This is a genomic window from Corallococcus sp. BB11-1, assembly GCF_026626625.1.
GTDB lineage: Bacteria > Myxococcota > Myxococcia > Myxococcales > Myxococcaceae > Corallococcus > Corallococcus soli.
The window spans coordinates 83,287-96,328 of record NZ_JAPNJY010000024.1 but is presented as its reverse complement, the minus strand read 5'-3'; the positions used below and the strand labels follow the sequence as shown (position 1 = coordinate 96,328).

Here is a 13,042-nt window from a genome sequence, read left to right as displayed (position 1 = left end):
GACACGGCTTCACGGGGACCAGCCAATCGGTGGCTGCGCTCCTGGCTGGCAGGAGGATGCCAAGACCCAGCAGGGATGCACACCCTCCAGTTCAGGCCACTCCAGCGTTGGGAAGCGGCGTCACGGGGCCCTGCTTCCCCGCTTGTCGGAAGGGGCCGTGGCCCTAGGAGGCGCGCGTGGAAAGTCCCAGCGCAAGCTTCGACGGTGCGGCCACCGAGGGCATGACCGAGGCGCATTCCCGGCTCCTCCTTGAGACCCTGGTGGCATGCACGCCCGTGGGCCTCGCCGTGGTGGACCTGGAGCAGCGCTTCGTCCAGGTCAACGAAGCCCTCGCGGACATGAATGGGATTCCGCGCGCCGCCCACCTGGGCCGCAAGGTGCAGGACCTCCTGCCGGAGATGTGGACCCTGCTGCGCCCCCAGTACCAGCACATCATGGACGGGGGGGAGGCGAAGACGTTCGAGCTCAGCGGCACCACGCCCAGGGCGGCCGGGGTGGAGCGCCACTTCCTCACCAGCTACTACCCCATGCGGACCCCGTCGGGGGTGCTGCTGGGCATCGGCATCATCGTCGTGGAGGTGACGGAGCAGCGCAGGGCCCACGAAGCGCTCCAGGCCAGCGAGCAGCGCTACCGCTCGCTGGTGGAGGCCATGGCCCAGCCGGTGTGGACGACCAACGGCCGGGGCGAGGTGGTGGAGCCCGCGCCGCGCTGGCTGGCCTTCACCGGCCAGACACACGAGGAGCACCTGGGGCTGGGCTGGCTCTCCGCCATCCACCCCGAGGACCGCAAGCGCGTGGTGCGGGGCTGGGTGGAGTCCCTGCGCACGCGCACGTCCTACCGGGGCGAGTTCCGCCTGAAGTTCCACGCGGGGGGCTACCGGAACGTGGTGGGCCGCGCCGTGCCCGTCTTCGGTGACAAGGGTGACATCCGTGAGTGGGTGTCCACCGCGGAGGACGTCACGGAGCGCAAGAAGGCGGAGGCGCAGGTGGAGACCGAGCGGGCACGGCTGCACTCCGTGCTGATGAGCGCTCCGGCCTCCATCGCCATCCTGTCGGGGAGGGAGCAGACCTTCACGCTGGTGAACCCCCTCTACCAGCGCCTGGCGAAGGGCATGGACCTGACGGGAAAACAGCTGCGGCCCCATGTGAGCCCGGACGATGTGTATTCAGGGCTGGTGAGCCGGGCCTTCACCACCGGGGAGGCGCAGACGCAGAAGGAGGTATCGCTCGCCACCGACGTCCAGGCGACGGGAACGGGCACCTTCCGGCGCTTCGACATCGTCTACCAGCCCCTGCGCGACGTGCACGGTCAGGTGGACTCCGTGCTGTCGTTCGCCATCGACGTGACGGAGCGGGTGGAGGCGAGGGAGAAGCTGGAGCAGTGGGCCGCGTCGCTCAAGAATCAGCAGCAGTGGCTGGAGGCGGTGCTGGACCGGACGCCCGTGGCCCTGCTGCTGATGGAGCCCCACTCCGGCCGGACCCTCTTCGCCAATCAGGCAGCCCGGCAGATGGCCGGCGGCGAGTTTCCCGAAGGCCTCCGGGCTGAACGCTACGCGGGCACCTACCTCTTCACGGACGAGCAGGGCCGGCCGCTGAGCAACGAAGAGATCCCGGGGGTGCGAGCCGCGCGCGGGGAGCCGGTGCATGGGGCTCCCGTCGTGTGGCACACGCCCACGGGGCGCTATTCCCTGCTCATTGAAGCAGCGCCCCTGCCCGCCCAGCACGGCCACCCGGCGACGGTGCTGCTGGCCCACCAGGACGTGAGCGAGCTGCGAGCGACCCAGGCCCAGCTCCAGCACGCGGTGTCCCTGCGGGATGAGTTCCTGACGGTGGCGTCCCACGAATTGAAGACGCCACTGACGCCCTTGCAGCTCAAGCTCCAGTCCCTGCTGAGGGACGCCCAGACGGCCTCGTCGCTGGAGGGGCTGCAGGAGCGCGTGGTGCGCACCGCGGAGAGCGTGACCGGGCAGATCCGCAAGATGACCACGCTCATCAACGACCTGCTGGAAGTCACGCAGCTCACGGGCCCGTCCGCGCCGCTGCAACTGGAGCCAGTGGACCTGGCCTCCGTGGTCCGGGACGTGGTGGAGCGGTTCAAGCCCCAGGCGGCGAAGGCGGGCTGTGAGATGGTCATCCAGGCCCCGGACGGCGTGGTGGGCCGGTGGGACCGGCACCGCCTGGAGCAGGTGACGAGCAGCCTGTTGTCCAACGCGCTGAAGTACGGCGCGGGCAAGCCGGTCACGCTCACGGTGGAGCGCGTCCGGGGAATGGCAAGGCTGAGCGTGAAGGACGAAGGCATCGGCATCGCGCCGGCAAGCCTCCAGGCCATCTTCGAAAAGTTCACCCGCGCTGTTTCAACCCGTCACTACGGAGGCCTGGGATTGGGCCTCTTCATCACGCGACAGATTGTCGAAGCGCACCACGGCACCCTGCGCGCGGAGAGCCAACCCGGGCAGGGCGCGACGTTCATCGTGGAGCTGCCCGTTTCGGCTCCGTGAAGGGTTCTCCCTGAAGACGGTGGATGGCGCCCTAATCATACTGGCCGGAGCGCCATCCACGAGACGGCAGTTTTTACCCAGAATGAGTTCTAGCCATCCTGACCTCAAGACATGGATCCTGCCTGTCCAGTGGTCATCAACTTCAACTTCACATCTCTACAGAGGCATTTGAATCCCCCACCACCAAAGTCCTGGACTGAATACGAAACCCTCTCAAGTCCATCACCTCGAACATCCGCGACCTCCAACTCCGGAAGTCGCATTGGATATTCGTTGATCTCGGGCACCCGGAGCTGCCGCACCCCAAGAAGAGTGATGGTCAGTTCGAACCCTCCGGCATACTCCGCGACCATCACAACAGATGTCTCCCCTTCATCGGGAAAAACAACCAGAAAGCGCTTGACACACCCCATCCTATAGAGGTGGAAATTGTCAACCAAGGCCAGCGCCTCAACCTCACCCACAAGAGGAGCCCCACCGTTCTTCACAACAATACTCATCATTTCCTCAGCTACGGCCGAAACAGCCCCGGCTTCGGCCCTGATCTGGAGTTTGTCTTTGGATCACGAACATGGTGATGCGGATTCGGATGAACTCCACTTTCCCCATGAGCAGTCGGATGGTCCTGCCCAACCAGTCGACCATACGCATCATAGTGACTGGTACGCACATATTCCTCGCCCTTTGCGCGACTACTGGGCTTCAAGTCATCAATCGCCCGCGCGCTTCCAGGCGTAATCTGAACCAACGCCTGCTGCCCCGCCCAGTATTCATCAGGAATGACAGGAGCCGCTGCCCCCGCAGCGGATCCTGCTTCATCAGCGGTAGCAGCAGCGGCAGCGGCTTCCTCAGTGCCAGGGACGCTTTCCGGATCGGATTTCACCTCACCAGTCGAAACAGAACCAACGTGCTTGCCAGTCACTGCGTTGTAGGCAATATCAACAAGTGCGATCACTGCAGCAGCCGAAACTGCCCAGTTGACTGGATTCAGAGCCTCGCACACACCAGCAGGATCAGCAAGAGCGCACCTCCCATCTGGATCTACAAGCGACACAGGATTATTGCTCGCATAAGCATAAACCGAGGGATTCGGCATCGACCCGACCCTGGACAGCATCCAACCTGCGTCTGAATAAAGCGGTTCTGGGGCCAAATAACGCCCCAGAGCCGCATCGTAGTAGCGGTTCCAGTTCTCAAACAGGTCGGTTTCGGGGTCGAAGTATTGGCCCGGCAATCGAAGCGGAAGCCACACAGGCTTGGCATTGGGCTCGTAGCGCCTGTACTCGAAGCTACTCAGATGGGCTTCTGTGTGCGTCTGCCCGATGGTGTCAGCCCCCATCCGCACATAGAAGGTTCCATCCGAAGGAGTCGTCACCCACCCCGGGGTGACAGGCCGCCCCATGGCGCCGCCATACAGGACCCCATCCCAAAGTTTGGCACCCGGCAGCTTCACCCTCTGCGCATCCGTGAGGTACACGCGTGCCTGGCCATGGGCTTCCACCCATTCAAAGCGGACTCGGACCTGGGTCACGAGCTCCGGGCTCGACGGCGCGCGCAGGGTGGCGATAGGGTAACTGAAATTGTCACGCGACGCGGCGAAGTGAGCCACCCGGTTCACGTGGCCGAAGGGCTCGTAGTCTCCCGTTCCACTGATCCGACCACGCGAATCCAGCAACAAGACCGGCTTGCCCAGTCCATCCGTCACCGGAAAGTAGGTTCCACAGGGGACGTCGGACTCCACACCGAAGCGCGAGCAATCCTGGGTGTTGTCCGCGACTCGCAGGAATGACGAGTGAGCAAAGCGCGACTTGACGAGCGCGACCGGCCGACCATCCAACCACACATATTCGTCCAGGACGTAGTCGGTCGTGTACGGATTGGCAGCAGTGTACCCCACATCCACGAGCAACTGCGTCCCCGAATAGAAGTACTCATCCTCCCGCCCATCCCAGGTGCGCTTCAGACGGCGCCGGCCTCCAGCATCATAGAGGTACTCGGAGTTGCTACCCGGCCCTCCCTCCTGATTGGTGCCCACCTGGCGGTAGACGGCTCCCAGGTCCAGGGGCGAGAGCGGTGCGGCATGGAGCCACAGACTGTAATACGACTGGGTCGAGGTCGGGCTGAGATACCAGTCCGCATTGGTCATGCGCCCCGCCAGATCATGCCAGTATTTCGTCGTGATTCCGTAGGGCAGACATCCCAGTTGGCCCGGCTGACAGACGGGGGCCGAGAAGTTACGCTTGGAGAGCTGGTCGACCCGAGGGAAGGAGTTGGCGTACTCCGACTGCACTGTGAAGCCATTCTGGGTTTCGCTCGTCCGGTTCCCGCGCACGTCGTAGGCGTAGGAGATCGTCCGGTCGGTCACCATCCATCCGCCATTCTCATGCCGGTTCGTCACCCGGCCCAGCTGAAGGCGCGCGTCATAGCCAGGCTCTCCAGATGGCCCTCTGTACTCCTGCATCGTGGGGTGATCCGTACTGGAAGTCTGGAGGATGCAGGTCTGCTCTCCCTCAAGCTGATCCGCCTTGTACCGGTAGGCACGCTTGAACACGTCTCCGGTGGTCACACGGCTCACACTCATTCCAGAGAGCCGCCCGAAAGGAACTCCTGCGCTGTCAACGGCCTGGGTAAAGGACGAAGAGGAGCAATCCACCATCCCGACATTGGTTCCACCTTGGTGGTAGCGAACCTGCGCGGACGGCGGTACTCCTGCCTCTCCTCGCGAATGGACCTTGTATGCTTTCAACCCTCCGTAGGGTTCCCACTCCACCGAAGTAATCAGGGGGTCATTGCTCGACGTGCCATCGGGATACAGATGCGCCACGTGGATATCGCTGACACGGTGGGACATCCCCGTGAAGGACGGATAGTACCGGTATTCGATTCCCCGGCCGTAGGGGTAGACCTCGCCTACGAGCCGACCCACGGAATCATAGCTGAAGAAATGGTTCGGGCTGTCCTTTCCAGAGAAATAGGGTGAGGTATTACATGCGCGGGATGGAGGCTCTGTCTCTGCTCCCCGAACCCGGTACTTCGCCGTCACGCGTCCAAAGGCATCGTACTCGAACCAGGTCGCGCCGAAGGAATCCACCGTGTAGTGCGGCTTTCCAGGGTACATTGCGGGACAGCCATTGGGGAGTGGAGGGAGCGGGTCCTCGAACCAAGTCCGGAAGAAGCGTTCGGTCTGATCCCCCCGGCGGGCGTCGGCCATGAGGATGCGTCCAAGGGCATCGTACTGGTAGGCCATCCAGCTCGCGCTCTGCCCCATCTCCGACGTCTGCTTGGCGATGGGATTTCCTACCGCGTCATAGGCAAACCAGGTGACGCCAGGTCCTGACGGCAGGGTTACTCCCCACGGAGCCGTGACTACCAGCAGGTTGCCAAAGTCATCGTGGAGGTACTCCACGGCCGGTTGGTTGGCACAGCTGGCCATCGTGGTCCCGGGGGCACACCCCTGCTTGATTCCCTTGACGTTGCCCGCTTCGTCATAGGCGATGTGGGTCGCCGAAGCCGCGATTCCTCCCGTCGGACCCGCCGCTTCCAACATCGACACCAGCCGGTTGAGCCTGTCGTACTCGAATGAGCGGCACTCGGGCGGTAGACTGTTGAGCGCCCCCGTCGTCGTATTGAAGCCGCCGCAGAATGCAGCCGGACGACCAAGACTGGCGAGGTATGGCAACCCCTCGCGAATCCGGTTGTCCTCGGTATCGAAGAGGTTCGTCGAGGAATAGGTGGAGTTCGAGCTCGCCCCCTCGCCCCACTGCTCTCCAATTCCCTGATACGTGGGACGGCCCAGCGGATCAGCATCATAGGTCCTACGGGCACGGACGATGCCTCCCGCCGCCAGTGTCTCCTCCTTGATGAGGCGGCCCAAGCGGTAGAAGTAGTTCACCCGCTCGCTGTAATTCGCGCCGCTGGCAGAGGCGGCGGTTGCCTTCCACTGCAGCTTGTCTTTCAGTGTCCCGCCAACGCAGGCGCCGTTCGTTCCCGTTCGATAGCAGTGCACTTCGTAGCGACCGTCCGGATGGCGTACGTAGTCACCATGTGTGGTGCCGTTGTCATAACCGTAGTCCGTGATGAGGTCCGGCAAGGTACCGGCCTTCACCGTCTTGCGAACCAGCTTCCCTGAGCTGTAGGACAGGACGGTCTGGACCCCAGCCGGGTCGGTCGTCTTGAGCAGCCGTCCCTGCTCATCATAGGCGTCGTAGGTGGTGTCAAGGAACTGATTGTGCTGGCATCTGGGCGACCAGCCATGGCTCACGAATGACGCGTAGACGCGCTTACGGATCAGGTGTTGTTGCTGGCCATTCGTCGCGTTCGCCGCCCCGTAGAAGTAGTGCCTAACAGGAGACGGGCCACTGCAGGACGTCGCGCCCGGTCCCGTGACCCAACACGGTCCTTCGACCTCAACGACGCGTGCCTGGGGATCCGCCTGGGCTGCTGTCTCACCCGCGCACGAGCGATGGGTACGATAGAAGACCGCCTGATGCTTCGGAACCAGAGCGCCGAAGCTGGTCGTGAACTCCCTCGTGTAGCCACTGCGCACCTTGGCCATCAGCCGGTTCGTCGTGGGTTCGTATTGATACGTCCAGGTTGCCTGAGCCCCCGCCCCCACCCGGCTGGCCACGGCGGACGTCGCGGATTCCGTCTTCAGCAACTGCTCATAGGCAGGGCTCGTCCCCGCACGACCGTATTCATAGGAATAGGCTTTCGTGAGCAGCGCACCGGCGCCATTTGCATCCAGGGCCCCGAAATCAGCCTGCTTGAGTTCCCCCGGAGGCATGAAGAAGTTGAAATCCTGCCATGGGACATGCTCCGCATCGCTGTCGCCCCTCTTCGCAAGCTTGTTGGTGTAGACGGAGTAGGCATTTCTTGAATCACGCTGGGTCTTCGCCATCGCGACAAAGCGTTCCGGTACGACGTTGAGCGTGGATTGGACCGGTAGCTCAATGCTTTTCCAGGAGCGGGACTGCTGCGCCTCCAGACTGATACCTACGCCCTTGCAGTCACCGTCGTTGTTGACCCCCTCCGTCCCGCACTTCACCACCGCGCCCGTCGTCTCGACGCCATGCGATCTTGACTCCGAGGCGACGAATGAACGCGTCAGCATCGTCGAGACTTGCCTGTAACCATCTCCCGCACTGGCAGGTTCACTAAAATTCTGCCACTGCTGCCCAGCACACGTCCCGGTCAGCACGCCAGGCCCACAGTAGAATCCCGTGCCATAGAGAGACGCCGTGACGGCCTGCCAGGTCCAATCGTTCTCATCCTTGAGGACGTAGAAGTTCGCCCGGTGCAACGTCTTGTTGGTGACCAGGACACCATCCCGGAAGATCTTCCAGCGCACGGTCCCCAGCGCCTCATTGTCGACCCAGCTGTAGGTCATCTGTGGCGGCACCGGAGCTTCCGCGCCGGTAGGGACGTTCTGGGCGTTTCCAACATAGAAACGAGCGCCGCTCAACATGCCGGCCGGAGTGGAGACAATCTGGCCGTTTTCGTCGTACTTCCCGTAGTCATACGTCACGACATTGCGAGTCCCTTGCCCCGTCCCTGACGTTCCTTCCTCCAGGTCGACCCTGTCCAGGACGCACTCGTGGGTGGATGACAGGCTCGTGTCCTGCGTGGGGCGGCTGGCATAGGTGAAGGCAAGCCGAGAGCCATTCGACAGGCTGGCGTATTGGACCATCTGCGAGTGCTTGACGTAGGTCGTCGACGGCACCGAGCAGCCGGCGGGTATCTCCGTATGATATTGCAGCGAGGCAATGAGGCGTCGGCCCGCCGCCCCCACCTGCGCCACCGGATTCCCGTAGCTCGTGGGCTCTATCTCGGTCAGGAAATAGGCGAAGCCCCAGAGCCGATAGGGTAGGGCGGGCCGCGACCTGCCTCCGACGCTGGCCTTGTGGGTGTAGCGGAAGCGCCCTTCCGGACTGAAGAGCGTGAAGCCGTCACCGTCCCAGCGAAGCTTGACGTTTTGATCCCTGCTGGAGGTCGCGAAAGCACCCACCGAAAGGGAATCTCCATCGCACGGACTGAAGTGCATCTTCGTGCCCGACGGCGCAACCACATCACAGAAAGGGGTGATTTCGGTGTACGTCCCGGATGGGTCCTTGGCCCAATCCGTTCCAATCAGGACATAACTGTAGAGGTTGTGCGTCCATCGATAGGCGGTGGACGTCCCATTTGAATTCATGACGCGTCCGAACGGCGTGAGCATCCTCTGTCCCGGGATCCCCAGGACATTCGCCTGTGTCGACGCACTGAAGGTACGCGTGAACGCGAAATCACCAATCGCCGACGTCAGGCTGTAGTCCGTCTCGGAATAGGTCGGACGGAGCGATCCCACGGGCACGGGGGCGCTCGAGGAGACGCCCGCGCTCCCGGGCCCGCCGAGCGGTGGCGCGGGGCTGAGCGGCGCTTGATCCACGCGCTGCTGCAATTCCTCGGTCGTCAGGGTCCCCGACGCCCATGCCACGCCCAGCCCCACCAGCAGGAGACCGCTGACCGCCAATCCCCGGACGGCCCCCCGGTTCCATCGCTTCTTCATGCCCACCCTGCCCGTCGTGTCTTGTCCTTCAGCGTCTTCCACGTTGCCTCCCCCTCGAAACTCACTCATGGCGCTCTGCCCGCGGCTGACACAGCCCCTCATCCACGCCAGGCACCAACTTCACGCACGGCCACCCCGCCGGGCATTCAGGGGTCTGGGTGCAGTACCGCGTGCAGAAGTAGCCCTGCCCCAGCCCGGCGCCTGGGGCATGCACGCACCGGCCGCTCTCACAGGAGCTGTCCCCGCCCTCGACGCAGGACTCGCCCACCGCGAGCTTGGGGGCGTCCCTGGCGACTGGCTTGGGACGCCACTCCGTCACGACCTTGACGTCTGTGTTGGCTTCAGCCGGGGGAACGACCGGCGGCTCCCCCTGCGGCACGCACGCCAGGGCCAGCGTGCACAGACACGCGCTCCACGCCCTTCGCCAGACACGACGGGACACACCTCTTCCAATGCTCATCATGCGCACGTCTCCCCCTGGCCGCACACGCACGGGGGCGTGTGTGCCTTGGTCAGTCAAAGTGGATGGAAAGGAGCCCCCTCGGATGAGGTGGCAGCCCCTTCTCGGTCGTTGAAGCGAACGCCCTGAGGACAAACCCCTGGTGAGAGGTTTCAGACCCCGGTAGCGGACTCGATGTAAGGGGAGCACAGCAACTGCGAGGCGCTACGAACTACCAGAATTCCAATGCTTTGCAACCCCCTCGGGATTTCAGGGGGTTGCAAGCCCTGCCCTGTCCTGCCCTACCGACGACCGCCCGGCGGGATGCCCTTCTCGCCGTACAGGTACTCCTGCAACGGCTTCACCGCGAGGTCCGAACGCTTCAGCGACTCCAGCGCGCCCACCGCCATGCGCGCCGCCTGCACCGTCGTGTAGTACGGCACCGAGTGCATCAACGACTCACGCCGGATGGAGAAGCTGTCGCTGATCTCCTGCTTGCCGAAGGTGGTGTTGATGACCAGCACGATCTCCCCGTCGACGATCTTGTCGACGATGTTCGGCCGGCCCTCCTTCACCTTCTGCACCAGCTGGGACTCGATGCCCTTCGTCCGCAGGTAGCCGTGCGTGCCGGACGTGGACGTCAGCGTGAACCCCATGGCGCGCAGGCGCTTGGCCAGGTCCACCACCGCCGGCTTGTCCTCGTCCTTCACGGAGATGAACACCCGCCCCGCCTTGGGCAGCTTCACCCCGGCCGCGAGCTGGCTCTTGGCGAACGCCGACGCGTAGTCGTCCGCGATGCCCATGACCTCGCCCGTGGACTTCATCTCCGGGCCCAAAATCACATCCACCCCGGCGAAGCGCGCGAACGGGAAGACGCTCTCCTTCACCGCGACGTGCTTGAACTCCGTCTCCTCCGTGCGGCCCAGCTCCTTCAGCGTCTTGCCCACCATGCAGAGCGCGGCGATCTTCGCGAGCGGCACGCCCGTCGCCTTGGAGATGAACGGCACCGTGCGGCTGGCGCGCGGGTTCACTTCCAGGATGTAGATGGTCTTTCCCTGGATGGCGAACTGCACGTTCATCAGCCCCACCACCCCCAGCTCCTTCGCCATGGAGATGGCCTGGTCCTTCATCCGCTCCACCAGGTCCGGCGACAGCGAGTGCGGCGGCAGCGTCGCCGCCGCGTCACCCGAGTGCACCCCCGCCTCCTGGATGTGCTCCAACACGCCGCCAATCAGCACCTGCCCCGTGCGGTCCGCCACGAGATCCAGGTCCACCTCGATGGCGTCCTTCAGGAAGCGATCAATCAACACCGGGTGCTCCGGTGACGCGCTCACCGCCTCGCGCATGTAGCGCTCCAGGCTGGCCGCGTCGTACACCGTCTCCATCGCCCGTCCGCCCAGCACGTACGACGGCCGCACCATCACCGGATAGCCGATGCGCTCGGCCACCTTGAACGCCTCCGCGTGGCTGCGCGCCACCCCGTTCTCCGGCTGCGTCAGGCCCAGCTTCTCAATCAGCTTGGAGAACTTCTCGCGGTCCTCCGCCCGGTCGATGGCGTCCGGAGACGTGCCCAGGATTGGCAGCCCCGCCTGCTCCAGCGGCACGCTCAAACGCAGCGGCGTCTGTCCGCCGAACTGCACGATGGCGCCCACCGGCTTCTCGCGCTGGGACACCTCCAGCACGTCCTCGATCGTCAGCGGCTCGAAGTAGAGGCGGTCCGACGTGTCGTAGTCCGTGGACACCGTCTCCGGGTTGCAGTTGACCATCACCGTCTCGTACCCGGCCTCGCGCAGCGCGAAGGCCGCGTGCACGCACGCGTAGTCGAACTCGATGCCCTGCCCGATGCGGATGGGGCCGCTGCCAAGAATCAGCACCTTCTGCCGGTCCGTGGGCGGCGCCTCGTCCTCCTCCTCGTAGGTGGAGTACAGATAGGGCGTGTACGCCTCGAACTCCGCGGCGCAGGTGTCCACCCGCTTGAACACCGGCCGGATGCCGCGCGCGTGCCGGTGCGCCCGCACCTCCGCCTCCGGGTAGCCCAGCAGGTTGCCCAGGTACTTGTCGGAGAAGCCGTGCGACTTCGCCTGCCGGAGCACGTCGTCCGGGAGCTGATCCAACCGGCCGTGGTCCGCCAGCATCTGCGCCTCGTGCACCAGCGCCTCGATGTGGCGCAGGAACCACGGGTCGATGGCGGACAGCTGGTGCACCTGCTCCACCGTCAGGCCCTCGCGGAACGCCTGCGACACGAACCACGGCCGCTCCGGCCGGGGCACGCGCAGGCCCTCGCGCAGCACCTTCTCCCGCTCCTCCTTCTCCGAGGGCAGGTCCGGCGACTCCAGGCCCACGCGCCCCAGCTCCATGGAGCGCAGCGCCTTCATGTACGCCTCGGGGAAGGTGCGGCCAATGGCCATCACCTCGCCCACGGAGCGCATGCTCGTCGTCAGCGTGCGGTCCGCCTTGGGGAACTTCTCGAAGTTGAAGCGCGGCACCTTCACCACCACGTAGTCCAGCGTCGGCTCGAAGGAGGCCGGCGTGTCCCGGGTGATGTCGTTGCGCAATTCGTCCAGCGTGTAGCCCAGCGCCAGCTTCGCGGCGATCTTCGCGATGGGGTAGCCCGTCGCCTTGGACGCCAGCGCGCTGGAGCGCGAGACGCGCGGGTTCATCTCGATGACGACCATGCGGCCGTCCTGCGGATGGATGCCGAACTGGATGTTGGAGCCGCCCGTCTCCACGCCGATCTCGCGGATGATGGCCAGCGACGCCTGCCGCATGCGCTGGTACTCGCGGTCCGTCAGCGTCTGCGCCGGCGCCACCGTGATGGAGTCGCCGGTGTGCACGCCCATCGGATCCAGGTTCTCGATGGAGCAGATGATGATGACGTTGTCCGCCGAGTCGCGGACCACCTCCAGCTCGTACTCCTTCCACCCGAGCACGCTCTCCTCCACGAGGATGGTGGAGGTGGGGCTCGCCTTGAGGCCCGAGCGGCAGATGGCCTCGAACTCCTCGCGGTTGTACGCGATGCCGCCGCCCGTGCCGCCCAGCGTGAACGAGGGCCGGATGATGGCCGGGAAGCCGATGTCCTCCACCAGCGCCATCGCGTCCGTCAGCGTCGTCGCGTAGCCGCTCCGGGGCAGCGCCACGCCAATCTTCTGCATGGCCGCCTTGAAGAGCTGACGGTCCTCCGCCTTGTTGATGGCGTCCAGCGACGCGCCGATGAGGCGCACCCCGTACTTCTCCAGGATGCCCCGCTCCGCCAGCGCCTTGGCCAGGTTGAGCGCCGTCTGCCCGCCCATGGTCGGCAGCAGGGAGTCCGGACGCTCGGCGGCGAGGATCTTCTCCGCCGCCTCCACGGTGATGGGTTCAATGTAGGTGCGGTGCGCGAACTCTGGGTCCGTCATCACCGTGGCGGGGTTGCTGTTGAGCAGCACCACCTCCACGCCCTCGTCCCGAAGCGCCTTGATCGCCTGGGTGCCTGAGTAGTCGAACTCGACGGCCTGCCCGATGACAATCGGGCCCGAGCCAATCACGAGAACCTTCCGGATATCGGTACGCTTGGGCATCGGG

4 protein-coding genes are annotated in these 13,042 nt (G+C 64.6%); 1 reads left to right on the top strand and 3 read right to left on the bottom strand.

The genetic code is table 11. The annotated features are described in order from the left end of the window. The first annotated feature begins 176 nt into the window (after positions 1-176). Entirely contained in the window at positions 177-2,498 is a 2,322-nt protein-coding gene (locus tag OV207_RS19870; RefSeq protein WP_267556704.1) for a PAS domain-containing sensor histidine kinase, read from the top strand. Between the two features lie 104 nt (positions 2,499-2,602). Here the strand turns inward: OV207_RS19870 and OV207_RS19865 are convergent, their stop codons facing one another. The 3 genes from OV207_RS19865 to carB all read right to left on the bottom strand — a co-directional run bounded on the left by OV207_RS19865 (position 2,603) and on the right by carB (position 13,038). Further along, complete coding sequence (locus tag OV207_RS19865) at positions 2,603-3,001, bottom strand: hypothetical protein (protein WP_267556703.1); 399 nt, start codon at positions 2,999-3,001, stop codon at positions 2,603-2,605. Positions 3,002-3,009: 8 nt separating this feature from the next. Next, positions 3,010-9,042 (bottom strand): RHS repeat-associated core domain-containing protein, encoded by a 6,033-nt coding sequence (locus OV207_RS19860; RefSeq protein WP_267556702.1) that lies wholly within the window; start codon positions 9,040-9,042, stop codon positions 3,010-3,012. Positions 9,043-9,783: 741 nt separating this feature from the next. Continuing rightward, a complete protein-coding gene (gene carB, locus OV207_RS19855) occupies positions 9,784-13,038 on the bottom strand; it encodes a carbamoyl-phosphate synthase large subunit (RefSeq protein WP_267556701.1) in 3,255 nt (1,084 codons plus the stop codon). Between the last annotated feature and the right edge of the window lie 4 nt (positions 13,039-13,042).